Annotated in this window: 15 protein-coding genes; 6 read left to right on the top strand and 9 right to left on the bottom strand. The window is 72.7% G+C overall.

Annotated features, from left to right (window positions below; all coding sequences use genetic code 11):
- Positions 1 to 531: 531 nt before the first annotated feature.
- From Q0963_RS08590 to Q0963_RS08575, 4 genes are all read right to left on the bottom strand, one after another.
- Positions 532 to 1,536, bottom strand: coding sequence for a hypothetical protein (locus Q0963_RS08590; protein ID WP_299444994.1), 1,005 nt, complete (start codon positions 1,534 to 1,536; stop codon positions 532 to 534).
- Positions 1,537 to 1,992: 456 nt separating this feature from the next.
- The gene (locus Q0963_RS08585; RefSeq protein ID WP_299444993.1) at positions 1,993 to 2,274 is read right to left on the bottom strand and encodes a MazG nucleotide pyrophosphohydrolase domain-containing protein; all 282 of its coding nucleotides are present in this window, start codon (positions 2,272 to 2,274) and stop codon (positions 1,993 to 1,995) included.
- 22 nt (positions 2,275 to 2,296) lie between these two features.
- On the bottom strand, positions 2,297 to 2,962 hold the full coding sequence (locus Q0963_RS08580) for an LON peptidase substrate-binding domain-containing protein (RefSeq protein ID WP_299444992.1): 666 nt from the start codon (positions 2,960 to 2,962) through the stop codon (positions 2,297 to 2,299).
- 63 nt (positions 2,963 to 3,025) lie between these two features.
- A complete protein-coding gene (locus Q0963_RS08575; RefSeq protein WP_299444991.1) occupies positions 3,026 to 3,943 on the bottom strand; it encodes an N-acetylglucosamine-6-phosphate deacetylase in 918 nt (305 codons plus the stop codon).
- A 74-nt stretch (positions 3,944 to 4,017) separates the two neighbouring features.
- On the opposite strand from Q0963_RS08575, the gene Q0963_RS08570 reads away from it, so the two are divergent.
- A complete protein-coding gene (locus tag Q0963_RS08570) occupies positions 4,018 to 4,725 on the top strand; it encodes a M50 family metallopeptidase (protein ID WP_367180044.1) in 708 nt (235 codons plus the stop codon).
- Here Q0963_RS08570 and Q0963_RS08565 read toward each other — a convergent pair.
- The 4 genes from Q0963_RS08565 to Q0963_RS08550 form a co-directional block, all read right to left on the bottom strand.
- On the bottom strand, positions 4,718 to 5,542 hold the full coding sequence (locus Q0963_RS08565; protein WP_299444989.1) for a carbohydrate ABC transporter permease: 825 nt from the start codon (positions 5,540 to 5,542) through the stop codon (positions 4,718 to 4,720). The genes Q0963_RS08570 and Q0963_RS08565 overlap by 8 nt on opposite strands.
- Positions 5,539 to 6,510, bottom strand: a complete 972-nt coding sequence (locus tag Q0963_RS08560) for a carbohydrate ABC transporter permease (RefSeq protein WP_299444988.1) — start codon at positions 6,508 to 6,510, stop codon at positions 5,539 to 5,541. Before Q0963_RS08560 ends, Q0963_RS08565 begins: the two co-directional genes overlap by 4 nt.
- Position 6,511: 1 nt before the next feature.
- Positions 6,512 to 7,864, bottom strand: a complete 1,353-nt coding sequence (locus Q0963_RS08555) for an extracellular solute-binding protein (protein WP_299444987.1) — start codon at positions 7,862 to 7,864, stop codon at positions 6,512 to 6,514.
- A 154-nt stretch (positions 7,865 to 8,018) separates the two neighbouring features.
- Positions 8,019 to 8,828, bottom strand: a complete 810-nt coding sequence (locus tag Q0963_RS08550; RefSeq protein ID WP_299444986.1) for a DeoR/GlpR family DNA-binding transcription regulator — start codon at positions 8,826 to 8,828, stop codon at positions 8,019 to 8,021.
- Positions 8,829 to 8,925: 97 nt separating this feature from the next.
- On the opposite strand from Q0963_RS08550, the gene Q0963_RS08545 reads away from it, so the two are divergent.
- Both Q0963_RS08545 and Q0963_RS08540 read left to right on the top strand, forming a co-directional pair.
- The gene (locus Q0963_RS08545) at positions 8,926 to 9,876 is read left to right on the top strand and encodes an ROK family protein (protein WP_299444985.1); all 951 of its coding nucleotides are present in this window, start codon (positions 8,926 to 8,928) and stop codon (positions 9,874 to 9,876) included.
- 222 nt (positions 9,877 to 10,098) lie between these two features.
- Positions 10,099 to 11,571: a DEAD/DEAH box helicase gene (locus Q0963_RS08540; protein WP_299444984.1), complete on the top strand. Its 1,473-nt coding sequence runs from the start codon at positions 10,099 to 10,101 to the stop codon at positions 11,569 to 11,571.
- Positions 11,572 to 11,651: 80 nt separating this feature from the next.
- Here Q0963_RS08540 and Q0963_RS08535 read toward each other — a convergent pair whose 3' ends face one another.
- The gene (locus Q0963_RS08535; protein WP_299444983.1) at positions 11,652 to 14,981 is read right to left on the bottom strand and encodes an ExeM/NucH family extracellular endonuclease; all 3,330 of its coding nucleotides are present in this window, start codon (positions 14,979 to 14,981) and stop codon (positions 11,652 to 11,654) included.
- Positions 14,982 to 15,445: 464 nt separating this feature from the next.
- Here Q0963_RS08535 and Q0963_RS08530 point away from each other — a divergent pair, with 464 nt between their 5' ends.
- The 3 genes from Q0963_RS08530 (at position 15,446) to Q0963_RS08520 (ending at position 18,037) form a co-directional block, all read left to right on the top strand.
- Entirely contained in the window at positions 15,446 to 16,861 is a 1,416-nt protein-coding gene (locus tag Q0963_RS08530) for a L,D-transpeptidase family protein (protein WP_299444982.1), read from the top strand.
- A 94-nt stretch (positions 16,862 to 16,955) separates the two neighbouring features.
- Positions 16,956 to 17,384, top strand: a complete 429-nt coding sequence (locus Q0963_RS08525; RefSeq protein WP_299444981.1) for a DUF1801 domain-containing protein — start codon at positions 16,956 to 16,958, stop codon at positions 17,382 to 17,384.
- Positions 17,381 to 18,037: a DUF2461 domain-containing protein gene (locus Q0963_RS08520; protein ID WP_299444980.1), complete on the top strand. Its 657-nt coding sequence runs from the start codon at positions 17,381 to 17,383 to the stop codon at positions 18,035 to 18,037. Before Q0963_RS08525 ends, Q0963_RS08520 begins: the two co-directional genes overlap by 4 nt.
- Positions 18,038 to 18,052 lie beyond the last annotated feature (15 nt).

Genomic DNA, 18,052 nt, shown 5'->3' with positions numbered 1-18,052 from the left:
GGGTTGCAGGGACCCGTCCGACACCGCCCTCACCGAGGCCGACCCCCGGCGGCGCCGAACGGGTTGCAGGGACCCGTTCGACACCGCCCGTTCTTGGGGTGCGGTGTGTGGCTGGTCCGGGCGCCAGCGCGCCCGGACCGCCGCTCACGCCGCGTGGGCGGTCGCGGGGCGGCGGTGGATCAGGACCACTGCCGCGGCGACGAGGAGCTGGAGTACGCGGTGGCGCACATCCGTCGTGTCCTTCGCGGTTCTCGCAGGCTCAGACGAGAGAGGAGCCTGCGGGACCGGACCGGACGAGGTGGCATCGCTCGGCAGGTCCGCGGGGGAGCCGTAGACCACTGCGGTGAACTCGTCGGCCCACGCCCAGGCGGAGAAGACGACGCCGCCTCTGAGGCCGAGGCCCGCGTGGGGCCCGCGGCGAACGAAAGTAGTCATGGAAATCAATACCCTTTCCTGCCGTGATCCGGAAGACCCGCGAAACACCACGGGATATCGCGTGCGCCCGTCAGAAAACAGGGCGCAGCGGCAGGATCAATCGGGGCAGGTGCCGGGAATGAGAACCGGGCCGGGAAGGGCCCGTGCGGCCAGCGACCGCATCGTGTCAGCGGCCGTGACCGGCAGCTGGCTGACAGCGGGGAGGACTGCATCGACGGGCGACAGTGAACCGCGCCCGGAGAAGGAGGAGCCCACCGCGGCCACGACGAACGCGGACGCGAGATAGGGCAGCGGCTGGGCCGGGAGAGCGGGCCAGCCAGGACGCGCGGTCGCCATCGTGACGACGGCGGTGACCAGGGAACGTGCGGCGGTCGTGACCGCAGCCGGCGCGGCGGCCGCGGCCATGGCGGCCTCTGCCAGCTCGGCGCGCTGTGCCCGGAGCCCGGCGACGTGGTCGCCGATGACGCTGTTCGCCGCGGCGATCGCCGGGGTCGTCACGGCGACATCCGCGGGGTCGGCACGGTTCGTGCGGTCGGTTCCACCGGCGACCAGGTCCCCGACCGGGCGGGTGACCTCGTCGAGGGACCCGACGACGTCCTCGACTGGACGGGTGACCTCGTCGAGGGACCCGACGATGTCCTCGACCGGGCGGGTCACGGTCTCGACCGACTCGGTGACCTTCGCGACGGTGCCGGAGACGACCTTCGTCGTCTGCTCGACGGTGGTGTTGACCTGCGTCTTCGTGGTCGTGACGACCGTGTTCACCGTCGTCGTGGACGTCTTGACCACGGTGTCGACCGTCGTGGCCGTGGCCTTCACGGGCTCGGCGACCGGGGTGTCCGCCGTGGTGGACGCCACCGCGGTGACGGTCTTGGCGACGGTTGCCGCGCCGGTGTCGGTGGCCGCCTTCGTCGTCGTCGCGACCTTCGAGGTCGAGGTGTCGACGGCCTTGGTGACGACCGAGGTGGTGGCGCCCAGCAACCCCGTCGAGCCGGTGTCGGCCTGGGCGGAGGACGGCGTGAGGAGGAACCAGCAGAACCCCATGACGGCGGCACCGATCACGACCCGGACGGGTCGCCACCAATGCGCGTGCCTGCTCATGCGAGAGCCTTTCCCCTGGGTTCCCTCGATACGAAGCCCTCTTACGAAAGCACAGGGCGGCCGACCGCGGCAATGAAATCGACAAAACTGGCTGCCCCGACGCCTTTCCGGGCCGACTCGCGCAATTGCCGGCGCACGGGCGGTCATTGCCGCCGGACAGGTCGCGCGGGCCCGAGCTCCGGCCCACGACCGGCCGGCCACCCGGCCCCGACACGATCGCGCCGCCAGACGCATGCCGCCCAAACCCGTTGCGCCCAAACAGGATTCAGTGGCGCGCAGAGCGCTCGCAAGGGATCGGGTCGGCGGGGGCGGGCCGCAGCAGGTCGGGCCCGCCCCGCGGGGGCCTCCCGCCTCGGCCCACACCGCCTGCCGACGGCGGGACTCCCGGGCCCTGCTTGCCCGACGCGCAACCCTCGGGCGGGTCACACCGCCTCGGCCCTCGCCGACCGAGCCGGGTCAGGCGCAGCGGCAGGGGGATTCCCCACACTTGGGGCACCCGTCCGCGTAGCGGGCGAGGGCCGCGTCGAGGTCGACCCCGGTCTGGTTCGCGAGGGACGCGACCCACGCCACGACGTCCGCGAACTCGTGCTCGCGGTCCGCGTGCGTCCCCTTGCGGACCGCCTGGGCCAGCTCACCGACCTCCTCGGCGAGCCACGCCACCGTGCTCGGCACGCCACGCGCGCGGTCCCGGTCGCCGTAGGTGCGCTCGATGACCCGCTGGAGGTGGCCGAGGTCCATGACCGCAACCTACCGGGACGGTTCAGTTCAGGGCGGCGCCCCCGGGGTCCGGTGGCGTGGGGAGTGCCCCGAAGCGGCCGACGATGGCGGTCTCGCGGGACAGCAGCGTCAGGACGGTCCGCAGCCGGGTCGCGGCGTCGGCGCCCTCCAGCACCCGCTGCCGGTCGACCGGGTCGAGCACCATCCGTTCGACGACCCGGTACGCGACGTCGCGGGGGGCCGCTTCGACCGGGTCGGCCGACGCACCGATCGTGCGCAGGTACCGCTCGTGGGCTGCGAGGACCCGTGCCGTCAGCGCCGCCCCCTCGGCGTCCGCGGTGGCGTCCGGCTCGTCGAGCCAGGTGACCTCGGCGGTCGTGAACGGCGTGTCGGCGGCCTCGTCGACGCCGTCGAGCCGGAACCGGCGGGCGCCGCGGGCGACGAGCTGGACGACGGTGCCCGACCCCGTGTCCGCGAGGGCCATGGCGTCGACCCGCGCCTCGCACCCCACCGCGTGCAGGTCCCGGACCGCGCCGTCCCCGACCTCGTGGCCCTGGCGGATGAGCACGACCCCGAACTGCCGCTCGTCCGGCGGGGCAGCGGCGAGGCGCTGGGCCAGGACGAGGTACCGCGGCTCGAAGAGCTGGAGCGGGAGCCGCGCGCCGGGCAGGAGGACACCGCCGAGCGGGAAGAGCGGCAGCGCGGGCACACCTCACTCTAGGCACGCCGGGCACCCCTGCCCAGGGCCCACGTGCCGAGCCGGCCGTTGGCGTCAGCGCGTCAGCCCGAGCGCGCGGGCGGGCGTCGTGGTGGCGGCCGTCCGGGCGTCGTCCGCGGGGACCCCCGCCACCTCGACCGCCCATCGCACGCAGTCGGCGAGCGTGGAGGTGCTCCCCGCGATCGAGCCGGTGTCGGTGGTGCGGGCGGTACCGCCCTCGACGACGACCTCGAGGCTCCCCAGGGGGTAGCGGCCGTCACCGAGCCCGGTGGCCGCCATGGCATCGGAGACGAGAGCGACCGCGTCGGGGCCCACGGTCTCGAACACCATCCGGACCACCTCGGGGGCGACGTGCACGCCGTCGGCGATGAGCTCGACGATCGCCTCGCCGCGGGCCGCCGCCGCGAGCGCGGCGGCGACCGGCCCACCCGCCCGGTGGTGCAGCGGCGGCATCCCGTTGAACAGGTGCGTGACGAGCGCCGGCGCGCCCTGCAGGTCGGCGATGTCGGCCAGCGCGCGAGCCGTCGTCGCGGCGTCGGCGGCGGTGTGCCCGACGGAGGGCCGGATGCCGTGCTCGACGAGGGCCCGGACGAGGGCGTCGGCGCCCGGGAGCTCGGGCGCGAACGTCAGCTGCACCAGCGCGTCCGGTGCGCCGGCCAGGGCCGCGACCTCGGCGAGCCGGTCGACGAGCGCCGGGTCGGGCGCGGCGAGGGCGCGGGGGTCGTGCGCGCCGCGCCGGGACTCGGCGAGGAAGGGCCCCTCGAGGTGGATGCCCGCCAAGGTCCCGTCGGCGACGAGGGGGACGAGGGCTCGCACCTGCTCCTCGAGGGCCGGCGCCGGGGCGGACACGAGGCTCGCGACGAGGGTCCCGACCCCGGCCTGGGCGTGGTGCGCGGCGGCGTCCCGGCTGCCGGGACCGCCGAACTCGGAGCCCACCGCCCCGTGGCAGTGGATGTCGACGAGCCCGCTCACGCCGACCGACGCTACCCCCTCCCGGTGGCACGCCGCACAGGTCGCCGGGCTACGGTCCGGTGCTCGTGGATGTCATGGACGAGGTGTGGGACCGGGTCCGGCCGGCCGGTGACGTCGTGCTGTCGGGGACCCCGCTGCTCGTGGTCCTCGGCGCGGCGGTCGTCGTCGTCGGGGTGCGGCCCCTCTGGTCGGTGCTGCGGCTCGGAGTCACCCTCGTCCACGAGCTCGGCCACGCGGCCGTCGGCATCGTCGCCGGCCGCCGGTTCACCGGGTTCGTGCTGCGCGGCGACATGTCCGGGCATGCCGTGACGGTCGGCCCGCCGCGCGGGTTCGGCCGGGTCGCGACGACGTGGGCCGGCTACCCGGCGCCGGCGGTGGCCGGAGCGGCGGCGGTGTGGCTCGGGGCGCACGGCTGGGGCGGCGCCGTCCTGGCGGCCGTCGTCGTCGTCCTGGTTGCCGCCCTCGTCCGGGCCCGCTCGGTGCTCACCGCCGTCGTCGTGCTCGCGGTCGGCGGGGCGACGGCCTGGCTCTGGTGGGACGGCACCCAGCTCGCCCGGGCGCAGGTCCTCGTCGGCGTCGGGATCGTCCTCGTCGTCGGCGCCTGGCGGCACCTCGGCGCGGTCACGGCGAGCCGGGACGGGGGCAGCGACGCAGCGGTCCTCGCCCGGCTGACCCGGGTCCCGGGCGCCCTGTGGCTGGTGACCTTCGCGGTCGTCTGCGCCGCCGCGACCTGGCTCGTCGCCGACGTCGTCCTGGCGGCCCGCGCCGCCGGCGCTACTTGACCGAGCCGGCCGTGAGCCCTCCGACGAGGTGCTTCTCGATGAACGCGAAGAGGATGACGACCGGGACGACGGCGATGACGGACGCGGCGAACAGCTGGTCCCAGTTCTGCTCGTAGCCCGTCACGTACGAGCGGAAGCCCACGGTGAGCGGCTTCTTTTCGTCGTCGATCATCAGGGTCAGCGCGACGACGTACTCGTTCCACGCCGCGATGAACGTGAAGATCGTCGCGGTGACGAGCCCCGGCAGGGTCAGCGGCAGCATGATCCGGCGCAGCATCCCGAGCCGGCCGACCCCGTCCAGCGCCGCCGCCTCCTCGACCTCGAGCGGGATCGAGGAGAAGAACCCGTGCAGGATCCACACCGCGAACGCGAGGTTGAAGGCGGCGTTCGTGATGATGAGCGCCCCGTACGTGTTGATCATGTTCAGCTCGAAGAACTGCCGGTACAGGCCGACGACCAGCGACGTCGGCGCGAACATCTGGGTGATGAGGACGACGAGCAGGAAGATCCCCCGCCCGGGGAAGCGGTGCCGGGCCGTCATGAAGGCCGCGGGGATCGCGACGAGGACGACGACCGCGGTCGCCCCGAGCGAGACGATGACCGAGGTGAGCAGCCAGTACGGGAACCGGCCGTCGGACATCACCGTGAGGTACGTGTCCCACTGCCACACCCGCGGCAGGAACGACGGCGGGGTCGTCTTGACGTCGGTGCTCGTGCGGAGGCTGTCGAGCACCATGACGACGTAGGGCGCGAGGAAGACGAGGGCGACGACCGCCGCCGTGAACGTGACGAGCCGGGGCCGGCGGGTCTTGGTCATTTCGTCTCCTCCCGCCAGTTGACGACCTTGAGGTAGACGAGCACGACGACGAGGATCACGAGGACGTTGATGATGCCGGTCGCTGCGGACATCCCGATGTCCTTCTCCTGGCTCTTGAAGGCGAGCTTGTACATGAAGGTGATGAGGGTGTCGTGGGTGAACCCGGGGTTGCGGTCGTTGAGGGTGTAGATGATCGGGAAGCTGTTGAACACGTAGATGGTGTTCAGCACGGTCGCGATGAGCAGGGCGGGCCGCAGCAGCGGAAGGGTGATCTGGCGCCACCGCTGCCAGGGCGACGCGCCGTCGACCTCCGCCGCCTCCATGACGTCCTCCGGGATGGCGTTGAGGCCCGCGATGAACACGAAGATCGTGAACGGCAGCGACACGAAGACACCGACGACGATCATCGACGCCATCGTGAACCGGTCGTCGCCGAGGAACGAGATGGGGGTGTCGATGATGTTCAGCGTCGTCAGCACGTGGTTGACGAGCCCGTAGTTGTAGTCATACAGCAGGACGAACAGCTGGCTCGTGATGACGAGCGAGGCGGCCCAGGGGACGATGACGGCCCACCGGACGTAGCGACGTCCGGGGAAGTCCTTGACGAGCAGCTGGGCGAGGGCGAGCGAGATGACGATGGTCAGGCCGACGACGACGAACACCCACACGACGGTGTTCTTCAGGACGACCGGCAGGTCGGGGTAGCTCAGGACCTTCGCGTAGTTGTCCCAGCCGGCGCTGCCCCGGTAGAGCCCGGTGATCGAGTACTCCGAGCGCGAGGCCCGGAATAGCATGACGGCGGGGAACATGACCACCCCGACGATGAGCGCGACCGCCGGGGCGAGCCACAGCAGGGCGATCGGACCGCTGACCTGCCCGACCCCGGAGCGCCGCCTGCGCCTACGCGCGGGCGGCGCCCCGGTGGTCGACCGGGCCGACGGCGCCGAGACGTCGTCGGTGGTCGTCATGTCAGCCCTGCGACTCGGCGGTCTGCTGCAGCTTGTCGAGCGTCTCCTGGGGGTCACCCGACATCGCCGCGCCGAGGTTCTGCTGGACGGCGAGCTTGACCTTGTCCCACGTCGGGTCGTCGGTCGGGGTGAGCCGCGCGTTCGGCAGGGTCTCGAGGTAGACCGCGAGCTTCGGGTCCTTCTGGAAGTACTCGAGCCCGGACTGCGTCACCGGGAGGAAGCCCTCCTTCTCGATGAAGGTGTTGATCTGCTCCTTCGAGTAGTAGAGCTCGTAGAACGCCTTGACCGCGTCCTCGTTGCCCGGCTTCTTGAACGCCATGAGGTAGTCCGTGACACCGAAGGTCTTGCTCTCGGAGCCGTCGTTGGTCGGGAATGGCGCGACGCCGTACTTGACGGAGCCGTCCTCGTCGAGGGCCCCGGCCAGCGGGGAGAACCCGACGACCATGCCCGCCTTGCCCGACTTGAAGAGGTCGAAGGCGTCGGCGCGGTTGGTGCGCGCCGGGTTGTTCTGGGTGAGGCCGTCGTCGGCCAGCTTGTTCATGAAGGTCAGCGTCTCGACGTTCGCGTCGGAGTTGATGGCCCAGGTGCCGTCGGACTTCCAGTCGCCGCCGTTGTTGAACAGCCACATCGAGAACTCGCCCTGGGACTCCTCGGGCCCGAGCGGCATCGCGTAGCCGACGTCGCCGGTGGCGTCCTTGACCTTCTTCGCGGCCTCGGCCAGCTCGTCCCACGTCGTCGGGGGCCCGCTGACGCCGGCCTTCTCGAAGAGGTCCTCGTTGTAGAACAGCGCGCGGGCGCTGCTGAGGTCGGGGAACCCGTAGAACTTGCCCTCGTAGGTGCCGTACTGGACGAAGGTCGGGAGGATGTCGGACTTGACCTCCGACGGCAGCACCTGGTCGGAGTCGTAGAGCAGCCCGTCCTTGGCGTAGCTCGCGTACGCGTTGAGGTTGAGGATGTCCGGCGGCTGGTTGTTCTGGATCATCGTCGAGGACTGCTGGTCGATGTTGTCCCAGCTCACGACGTTGACGTCGAGGGTGTAGCCGTACTTGCTGTTGTACTCCTGCGCGAAGGCGTCCCAGAACGCCTTGGTGTTGTCCTTGGAGTACTCGGCGGCCATGAGGCTGATGGTCGTCACCTTCTCTGCGTCGTCCCCGCCGCCCTCGGCCTGGCCGGCGCCGGTGCCCCCGCCGCAGGCCGTGAGGACCAGGGCCCCCGTGGCCACGACCCCGGCCAGCATCGTGTGTCGTCGCGTCGTGCTCATCGTTCTCCTCGTCGAGAAGCCGGCCGTGCCGGCATGGGTGCCATCGGTGTCGTCGACGTCGGTGGTGACGCCGGCGGGCCATCCGTCGGTCACAGTACAGGGTGACGCTCGTATGTGATCGGGTCAAGCAAGTGTTGATCACAAACGCGCAACCGCTCCGCCCCCAGGGCCTTGCGTGCGACCACCGTGGCATCTGGGACGGGCGTGCGGGGCTTCCGGTGCAGGCGACGTCAGCGGAGCCCGGGACTCAGACGCAGTCGACCTCCACGCCGGCCGCCCGCAGCTCGCTGACCTGCTCGTCGTCGTCGGGTGCCGTCGTGACGAGGCGGTCGACGCGCTCGGCCGGGCAGATCGCCGCGAAGGTGCGCCGGCCCAGCTTCGCGCCCGCCGCGACGACGACGACGCGGCGCGACCGCTCGATCATCGCCCGGACGATCGCGGCCTCGTCCTCGTACCGGCAGGTGGCGCCCTCGGCCGCGGACAGCCCGTCGACCCCGACGATCGCGATGTCGAACCACAGCTGGGCCACGATCTGGGCCGCCAGCGGGCCGCTGACCTCGTAGGACTCCGGGCGGGCGACCCCGCCGAGCGACACACACTGGACGTGCGGTCGCAGGACGACCTCGGCGGCGATGTTCAGGGCGTTCGTCACGACGGTGAAGGCCTGCGCGGTGCCGTCGCCGGCCAGATCCTCCCGCGCGGTCAGAGCCCGGGCCGTCGCCGTCGTCGTCGTCCCTCCGTTGAGGACGACGACGTCCCCTCGCCGCACCAGGGCGGCCGCCCGGGCCGCGACCCGCTCGAGGCCGTCGTCGCCCTGGCTCGAGCGGTAGCGGTACGGCAGCTCGTAGGCGACGGACGTGGCCACGACACCGCCGTGGTGGCGCGTGACGAGCTGGCGCCGGGCGAGCTCGGCGAAGTCGCGTCGGACGGTCGCCTCCGAGACGCCGAGCTGGGCGGCGGTCTCCGACACCGACAGCCGCCCCTGCGTCGCGAGGAGGTCGAGCACCGCCGCCCACCGGCCGGCCGGGGTGCGGGCCGCGTCAGCGTCGGCGTCCATCCCGGCATCGTAGACGCGGCGGTGCGCGCGGACAGTGCGTCTATGCTCGATCGACCCCCGAATCCGTCGTTATCGCGCATGTCGAGAAAGGGAGCCCGTGTCGCTCTCCGGCCCGGTCGCCGCCGACCGCGACCTCCGTCGCCTGCGGGTCGGCGTCGACATCGGCGGCACGCGCATCAAGGCCGTCGTCCTCGACGGAGGGACGGTGCGCGCCCGGCACCTGGAGCCCACTCCGTCCGACGTCGCCTCGACGATGGGCCCGACCGTCGCCGGCGTCCTCGCCAGGCTGATGACGGCCGCAGACCTGCCGGCCCAAACCGTCCCCGAGCGGGTCGGCGTCGTCGTCCCCGGGCTCGTCGACGAGGAGCAGGGGCGCGCCGCGTGGTCGGCCAACCTCGGCTGGCGAGACCTCGACGTGCCCGCGGTGCTCGCCGGGCACGTTGACGCCCGGGTCGTGCTCGGCCACGACGTCCGGGCGGGCCTGCTGGGGGAGCACCTGCTCGGGGCGGCCGTCGGCGTCGCCGACGTCCTTTTCGTCCCCCTGGGCACCGGCCTAGCCGCTGCCCTCATGACGGCGGGCCGGGTGGTGCGTGGCACGACGTGGACCGGTGAGCTCGGGCATGTGCGGGTCGCCCCCAACGGCCCAGTGTGTGGCTGCGGTGGACGCGGCTGCCTGGAGGCCGTCGCCGGGGCGACGGCGGTGGGGAAGCGCTGGCGGGCCGCCGGCCGCGAGGGCGACGCCCGCACCGTGGCGGAGGCCGTGGCCGCGGGGGACCCCCTCGCCCAGGAGGTGTGGGCCGAGGCCATCGCGGCCCTCGCCGGCGCCATCGCCCCGGTCGTCGCGACCGCCGGGACGCGGCTCGTCGTCATCGGCGGCGGGATGGCCGAGGCCGGGCCGGTCCTGCTCGACCCCCTCCACGTCGCGCTGGCCGAGCGCCTGCCCGACCCCGACGGCGTCGACGTCGTCCGGTCCGGGCTCGGGGAGTGGTCCGGCGCCATCGGCGCGGCGCACCTCCCGGACGCCTCGTTCAGCCAGCAATCCGGTTGACGCAGACCCGAATGGTCACCGGCGCCCCAGAATGCCCGTAGGATGGACGCAGTGGCCCGCCCAGTTCTGCCTCGGGCCCTTCTTCTTTGATGTCGATGCCTTCGTGCCGGACCTGGTCCGCACGGCGCCGCGGCCCCAAGAGCCCCGCCCGGCAGAACATCCACCCGATGTCGCCGACGGCAGTGCTGCCGCGTCGACACCCCACCACTTGGAGTCCTCTCCGTGTCCACTGACACCTTCGGCGCGCTCGGCGTGCCCACCGTCCTCGTCGACGTCCTCGCCTCCGGCGGGATCACGACGCCCACCCCCATCCAGGCCGCCACGCTGCCCGACGCCCTCGCGGGCCGGGACGTGCTCGGCCGGGGACGCACCGGCTCCGGCAAGACGGTCGCGTTCCTCCTGCCCCTGCTCGCCCGGCTCGCAACGAGCGGCAAGCCGCGCACCCCGAAGCGCCCGCGCGCCCTCATCCTCGCTCCGACCCGCGAGCTCGCCACCCAGATCGACGAGGCGATGGCCCCGCTGGCGGCCGGGCTCGGACTCACCTCCCGCACCGTCTTCGGCGGCGTCGGCCAGGGCCCGCAGGTCTCGGCGCTGCGTCGCGGCGTCGACATCGTCGTCGCCTGCCCGGGCCGGCTCGAGGACCTCATCGGCCAGGGCCACGTGTCCCTGTCCGGCGTCGAGGTCACCGTCATCGACGAGGCCGACCACATGGCCGACCTCGGCTTCCTGCCCCAGGTCCGCCGCCTGCTCGACGCCACCCCGCCGAACGGGCAGCGGATGCTGTTCTCCGCCACCCTCGACGCCGGCATCGGCGTCCTCGCGAAGCGCTACCTCCAGCAGCCGGTGACCCACGAGGCCGACTCGGCGCAGTCGCCGGTCGCCGCCATGTCGCACCACGTCCTGCACATCTCGTCCACGGCGCACCTGCCGGTGCTGCTCGACCTCACCTCGGCCCCGGGCCGCACCATCGTGTTCACCCGGACCAAGCACCGGGCCAAGCGGATCGCCCGCCAGCTCAACGACGCCGGGGTCCCGGCGGTCGAGCTGCACGGCAACCTCAGCCAGGGTGCCCGCACCCGGATGATGGACGCCTTCCACAGTGGCGCTGCCAAGACCCTCGTCGCGACCGACATCGCGGCCCGCGGCATCCACGTCGACGACGTCAACCTCGTCATCCACGCCGACCCGCCGGTCGAGCACAAGGCGTACCTGCACCGCTCCGGGCGCACGGCCCGCGCCGGCGCGTCGGGCACCGTGGTCACCCTGATGACCGACGAGCAGGTCCGCGACGTGCGCGACCTGACCCGCAAGGCCGGCATCAAGCCGACCATCACCCGTGCGCACGCCGAGCACCCGGTGCTCAGCGAGCTCGCCCCGGGCGTGCGGGCCCTCGAGGGCGCCTTCGTCGGCGCGCGTCCGGAGTCCTCCGGTCAGGGTGGCGGCGGTCGCCGCAGTGGCGGCCGCGGCCAGGCCGCGGCCGGTGGCGCCCCCCGTGCAGGCGGCCCGCGCCGTTCGCGCGGACCGCGCAGCGAGGGTCGCTCCGGCAGCGGTCCGGCCCAGCCGCGCCGCGGTTCGGGCAGCGGTGCCGGCGGCTCCGGTCGACGTGGCGGGCGGGGCCCCGGCTCCGGCTCCGGCACCTCGGTGCGGTCGGCGGCGACCTTCTCCGAGGGCACCCGGCCGCAGCGCTCCCGCTGACCCGCGGGCTGCATCACCAGGCGACATGACGAGGCCCCCGGGTCGTGGCAGGTGCCACGACCCGGGGGCCTCGTCGCAGGTCAGCGCAGGCTGAACGTCACCGCGTGCGTCTGCCCCGTCCCCGGGACCGTGACGGTTGCCGTGAACGTCCCCGTGCCCGGCAGGTCGCCGGTCCGCAGGTTGTACTGCCACACGCCGTCGACCAGCGCCATCGTCGCGGTGAGCGCGGTGGTGCCGCCACGGGTCACCGTGAGCGTCGGGTCCAGGTCGGTCGGGACCGTGCCGTCGCAGTCGGCGAACGCGATCTTCACCGGCAGGGTCGAGCCCTTCTTGATGCTCTTGCCGTCCTTGCTCAGCGGGCCCTCGAACCCGGCGCTGTCGTACGCGACGGCGACGTCGGCCTCGCTGGTCACCTCGTGGCCGTGGCTGTCGACGACGGAGACCGTCGCCTCGTAGCGGCCGGCGTCGGCATAGGTGTGGCCGATGCTCACCGAACCCGTGCCGGCGGCGACCTCCTGGGTCGTGGGCTCGGACCCGTCGCCCCAGTCGACCGTCACCGTGTGGGTGTCGGCGGCGTCGCGCTCGTCGATGCCGACCGTGAGCGAGGCGTTGCCCGGCCCGCACGGCACGATCGCCTCGTCGAAGGACGCGTCGACCACCGGCGGGGAGTTCGGCCGCAGCCCGACGAGCACCGGGTCGTGGTCGGAGACCCGGAACTCGTCCGGTGCGAAGAGTGACTCGATCTGGCCCGCCGACTTGAAGTTCGTGTTGTAGTCCAGGACCGAGGGCTCGTCCGAGTTGATGTGGTAGTCCGTGACCCCGGTGACCTGGTCGAGGATCGACTCCGACCCGAGCGCGTGGTCGAGCGAGCCCCACTGCCCGTCGAAGACGTAGGAGTAGGCGTCCTCGCCGAGGAACTCGCGGACGAGGTTGGTGAAGCCACCCTCCTCGAGGGTCCGCATCGGGGTCTCCATCGCGTACGAGTTGTAGTCGCCGACGAGCAGGATGTCCTGGTCGCCGGTGCCGGTCGGGTCGGTGTCGAGCCACTCCAGGAGCGTGCGGACCGCGTTGGTGCGCACGACCGAGCAGTTGCCCTGCCCGTCGCCGGTGTCGGGGGTCTCGCAGGCCGAGCCCTTCGACTTGAGGTGGTTGACATCGGTGACGAAGACACCGCCGGTGTCGTTGACCTTCCACGCCTGGGCCAGCGACGGGCGGTTCTTCGGTGAGGCGTCCCCACCGTTGACGAACTCCACGCTGTTGAGCGCGGCGGTGTCGCCGACCGGGCTGACGGCCGCCGGGCGGTAGATGGCGCCGACCTTGATGGCGTCGGAGCCGAGCGCGTCGACCTGGCCGGTACGGGCGTCGACGTCGAGGACGGCGTAGGTGCCGGCGCCGACCTCGGCGTTGACCGCGTCGACGAGGGTCTGCAGCGCGCTGTCGGCGCCGTAGCCGTCGTTCTCGACCTCGTTGACGCCGATGACGTCGGCGTCGAGCTTGGCGATGGCGGCCACCGTCTTGGCCGTCTGACGCTCGAGCTCCTGGGCCGTGTTGGCGCCGCGGCAGCCCGTCGGGGGGCCGCTGACGCCGCCCCGGCACGCGTTCGGGGCGTTGTCGAGGGTGTTGAAGTAGTTGAGCAGGTTCATCCCGACGACGCGGACGTCACCGCCGACCGCCTCGGGGGCGGCGGGGCGCGGGTTGGCCGCCTCGAAGGTGATGCCCGCAGCGTCCTGCGCGAGCGGGCGCAGCCGCCAGTTGTTCGGGCTGATGAAATGCCCGCCCCAGGTGTACGTCATGACGCCGGTCGCGTCGGTGACGGTGTCGCCACCGCGCAGGGTGTTCTCGGCCGACAGCGGCTGGCCGCCGCGGCCCCAGATGATCGGGTCCGGGTTCTGGTTCTGCAGGGTGTCGTCGATGATGAGGCGGTTGAGGTTGTTCTGCGCCTGGAGGGCGTTGGCCGCGGCGCCCGGGGCGACGACGTTCGTCGGCTGCTGGAGCCGGCCGCCGGAGGACACGGTGACCTGGGCGAAGCGGCCGAGCTGGAAGTGCTCGGTCACCGACAGGGTCTGCGGCATCGCGACGAGCATGCCCTCGTACTTCTCGAAGTCGGTGGCGCTCGCCATGGGGAGGGTGACCTCGGTGGCCGCGACGGCCCCGGTGCCGCACTCGTCGATCGCGGTCACGGTCGAGATCTGGGTCTGGCCTTGGAACTCGCCGGCGCTGCCGGAGACGCGCACGATGTCGCCCTCGGAGACCGAGTCGTTGCTGCCGTTGAAGACGAAGATGCCGTCGGAGGTGGCGGCGTCGCCGTCACCCTGGAGGTCCTGGAGGTAGAAGCCGCGCAGCGCCGGGGAGGGGCCCTCGTAGTCGGCGACGACGACGCCCTTGGTCGCGACGGCCCCGGTGACCGCGGCTGCGGCGCCGCTGCCCTGGATGTCGTAGATCGGGGTGTAGCCGGCCGAGCAGGCGCCCGTGACGCCGAAGGTGCTGGAGAAGTCGGCCGCCATCGTGTTGGGCGGGTCGTTGGTGTCGAGGTCGGTGACTCCGGCGGCCGCGACGGTCAGGGTGCAGGTCTCACCGTCGGCGAGGTCGCTGACGGGGTCGACGGTGAACTCGGTGGGGCCGCCGGTGACGGCGACGTCGACGTCACCGGAGGTGGTGCAGCTGAGGGACACGGCATCCGCGGCGAGGGCGACGCCCTCACTGAAGGTGACGACCGGCGACTGCGCGGTTGTGGCGGACCCGCCGTCGGCCGGCGTGACCGAAACGACCGAGGGAGCCTCGTCCTCGACCGCGCCGCAGTTCGCGGTGTGCGCGCCGAGCCCGTCGAAGGTGTCGACGGCGAAACCGTCCCACTCGGCTGCCGGGTCGAACGTGTCGGCGCCATTGGTGTCGCCGGCGCAGACGGTCGCCTTGCGGCGCAGCGTGTTGTCGGAAGTGCTCGTCAGGCCGGAGCCCCACTCGGTCAAGGGGCGGAAGCCCACCTGCCCGATGACGTCCAGCACTGTGGTGCCCTTGCGCAGGACGACGGCGTCGTCGCCGTTGTAGTTGACGTTGCCGCTGGTCTGGTCAGCCTGCGCGAGGACCGTCGCCGATGCCGAGGGGTGGGCGACGACGCGGACATCGCCGGGCGCCACGGCGCCGGTGAGGTTGATGACGGCGGTCGTCGTCGTGGCCCCGTTGAAGAACACCTGGACGTTGTAGCCGCCACCGGCGAGGTCCACGCTCGCACCAGTGCCGTTGTAGATCTCGAGGGCCTTGTTGAAGCTGCTGCCCTCGACGTACTCGGAGAGGAACAGGTCGGTGGGGGCGGCGGCCGACGCGGGGGCGGGCGTCAGCGCGACGGGGGCGGCCAGGGCGAGGGCGCCGACGGCGACCCTCCCCACGAGTCGACGCAACGGCGTGCGGTTCATGCATCCTCCAGAGGTCCTGCGGGGAACGCCGACCTGTCATCGGAGCCTCGACCCGCGCACATGCGCGGTGAACGTAACACCGGCCGGCGACAGCGTCGACCCCTCCCGGGAGCCGATCCGTGAACGGTCGTCGAACTGTGCGGACCTGCCAGGGCGCGGGCGGAAACCCTGTCGAGGCTCGGGGTCGCGCTGGCTGCGTCGTCCCTCGCGCAGCTGCTCGCGTGGACGCGGTCAGGCGGGGCGGCAGGATGCGTGCCCCGGGACATCGTCGGCCCGGGGCACCCTCCGATCATGGCCCCGGACCGCGCCGATGGGAACCCGGGCAGCACCGGCTCGCGGGCCCTCCGGGTCACAGTCTCGTCTCACTCTCGTGTCGGCGCGTGCGCATCCACGGGTCGCGGCCCCATCATTGATCGGGCGCCGGGGGACGGCACCGGCTCGCTGGAGAGGGCTCACCGATCACCATGAAGACGCGCAGCGTGCTGCTCACTGCCGCGGTCACCGTGCCGATGCTCCTGGGCGGGGTGGGCACCGCGTATGCGGCCCACTTCCAGGACCACGCCCTGCCGGGCAGCAGCGTGGCCGGGGTGTCGGTCGCCGGGATGACCCGCGACGAGGTCACCGCGTCCGTGCGCCAACGAGCGGCCGACCTCAGGGTTGACGTGCGCACCGGCGACACGAGCCGTTCCCAGCGCCTCACCGACCTCGGCTACACGGTGGACGTCGACGCCACCGTCGACGCGATCTTCGCCGCCAACAGCCGGTGGTCCTCCTACGCGACCTCGTTGGTCTCCTCGCGCGACGTCGACGCCGTCGTCAGCAGCGACCCCGTAGCCGTCGACGCAGTGACCGCGGCGCTCGTCGAGGACGCGGGCAAGGTCGGACGGAACGCGACGGTGGCGCTCACCTCGAAGAAGACCTCCTTCGAGGTCACGCCCGCCGTGGCCGGTCACACCGTCGACCCCGCCAGCCTCCAGGACGTCGTGGCCGCCGCCGCCCGTGACCTGACCCCGGCCACCGCCACCGTCCGGTTCGTCGAGACCGACCCGGCCGTGACCACCGCGGCCGCCGAGCGCATCGCCGCCGCCGCGAACTCCATCGTCCAGCGCAGCGTGACGGTCTCGGACGGCGCCGAGAAGCACACGGCCTCCGCGAAGGCGAAGGCGTCGTGGGTCACGATCCCGACCGCCGACGGTGCGGCCGGCGCCCCCACCGTCGACCGCGTGAAGGTCCGCACCTGGGTCGACGGCCTCGCGGCGTCCCTGAAGACCGAGCCGGTGGCCGGGCTGCGCAACGTCAGCGCCGCCGGTGCCGTGCTCAGTGTCGTGACCCAGGCCCACGACGGCCGCACGGTGTCCAACGCCCCCGCCGTCGCCAAGGCCGCGGTCGCCGCTCTGACGGACGGGAAGAAGTACAGCGGCACCTTCACCTACGACACCGTCCCCGCCGCCTGGACGAGCCGCACCGTCGCGGTCGGCGCCGAGAAGCTCGCCTACCCGGCCGCCGACGGCGAGAAGTGGATCGACGTCAACCTCTCGAGGCACACGATGACCGCGTACATCGGTGCCACGCCGGTGTACGGGCCGATCTCGATGGTCAGCGGGGCCGCCGAGACGCCCACCATCACGGGCGTCTTCCGGGTCTACACCAAGAACCCCCTGATGACGATGCGCGGCAACAACGCCGACGGCACGAGGTACGAGACCCCCGACGTCCCGTGGTCCGCCTTCTTCCACCGCGGGTTCGCCCTGCACGGTGCGCCGTGGCGCGACTCGTTCGGGTACGCCGCGTCGCACGGCTGCATCAACCTGCCGGTGCCGGTGGCCAAGTGGGTCTACGACTTCGCCCCGATGGGCACGCCGGTCGCCTCGCACTACTGAGCCGACCCCGGGCGCCGCCCGCGGACCGCCGGCCGGTGACGGGTGTCGGCCGCGCGGCCTACGGTGGAGGCACGCGATGAGCAGGAGGCTCCCCATGGCGACCGAGCACAGCGACCGCAGCACCGTCCCGTCCGACGGTGATGTCGACGACTACCTCGCGGCGGTGCCCGACGAGAAGCGACGAGCCGACGCCCAGCAGGTGCTCGCGCTGATGCGTGACGTCACCGGGGCCGAGCCGCGGATGTGGGGCACCTCCGTCGTGGGCTTCGGCCGGCAGCCCTACCGCACCGCCGACGGCAAGGACCGGGAGTGGTTCGCCGTCGGGCTGGCGCCCCGCAAGGCCGCGCTGACGCTGTACGGGCTCACCTACTACGGGTCCAACGACGACCTGCTCGGCCGGCTCGGCCCGCACACCACCGGCAAGGGCTGCCTGTACCTCAAGCGCCTCGCCGACGTCGACGCGGGCGTCCTGCGCGAGCTCGTCACGCGCGCCTGGGCCACGAACCACCAACCCGGGCCGTGACGGTCACGCAGGGCATCCCGGTCGACGCCCTCGACTTCTACGACGACCTCGCCGTCGAGAACACCCGCGCCTGGTGGCAGGCCAACCGCGAGCGCTGGGAGCAGTCGGTGCGGGGGCCGATGGAGACGCTCGTCGACGCGCTGGCCGACGAGTTCGCGGAGGCCCGGCTCTACCGCCCGCATCGCGACATCCGCTTCAGCAAGGACAAGTCGCCGTACAAGGACCATCAGGGCGCCCTCGCCGGCACCGCCCCCGGGGTCGGCTGGTACGTCCAGGTGTCCGCGGCCGGCCTGCTCACCGGCGGTGGCTTCTACCCGACGGGGCCGGCGCAGACCGCCGACTACCGCGCCGCCGTCGACGCGCCGGCCTCCGGCGCCCGGCTCGAGCAGATCGTCGGCCGGCTCCCCGCCGACGGCTTCGAGCTCGGCGGCGAGCGCGTCGCCACGCGCCCGCGCGGCGTCCCCGCCGACCACCCGCGCCTGGAGCTGATGCGGCACAAGCATCTCGTCGCGACCCGGCAGCACGGGTCCCCGCCGTGGCTGCCGACGCCCGAGGTGCTCGAGCGGGTCCGCGCCGACTGGCGGGCCGTGCGGCCGCTCGTCGAGTGGCTCACCGAGCACGTCGGATCCAGCGCGGCCCCGGCCGGGCGCTGACCCGTGCGGCCGTCG

It is taken from the genome of uncultured Phycicoccus sp., from assembly GCF_947495705.1.
GTDB lineage: Bacteria > Actinomycetota > Actinomycetes > Actinomycetales > Dermatophilaceae > Phycicoccus.
This window is presented reverse-complemented; position numbering and strand designations above follow the sequence as displayed.

Excerpts from the sequence above, each read along its gene's own strand:
- Q0963_RS08590 (WP_299444994.1), bottom strand. The coding sequence starts at position 1,536 with ATGAGCAGGCACGCGCATTGGTGGCGACCCGTCCGGGTCGTGATCGGT.
- Q0963_RS08585 (WP_299444993.1), bottom strand. The coding sequence starts at position 2,274 with ATGGACCTCGGCCACCTCCAGCGGGTCATCGAGCGCACCTACGGCGAC.
- Q0963_RS08570 (WP_367180044.1), top strand. The coding sequence starts at position 4,018 with ATGGACGAGGTGTGGGACCGGGTCCGGCCGGCCGGTGACGTCGTGCTG.
- Q0963_RS08565 (WP_299444989.1), bottom strand. The coding sequence starts at position 5,542 with ATGACCAAGACCCGCCGGCCCCGGCTCGTCACGTTCACGGCGGCGGTC.
- Q0963_RS08560 (WP_299444988.1), bottom strand. The coding sequence starts at position 6,510 with ATGACGACCACCGACGACGTCTCGGCGCCGTCGGCCCGGTCGACCACC.
- Q0963_RS08550 (WP_299444986.1), bottom strand. The coding sequence starts at position 8,828 with ATGGACGCCGACGCTGACGCGGCCCGCACCCCGGCCGGCCGGTGGGCG.
- Q0963_RS08535 (WP_299444983.1), bottom strand. The coding sequence starts at position 14,981 with ATGAACCGCACGCCGTTGCGTCGACTCGTGGGGAGGGTCGCCGTCGGC.
- Q0963_RS08530 (WP_299444982.1), top strand. The coding sequence starts at position 15,446 with ATGAAGACGCGCAGCGTGCTGCTCACTGCCGCGGTCACCGTGCCGATG.
- Q0963_RS08525 (WP_299444981.1), top strand. The coding sequence starts at position 16,956 with ATGGCGACCGAGCACAGCGACCGCAGCACCGTCCCGTCCGACGGTGAT.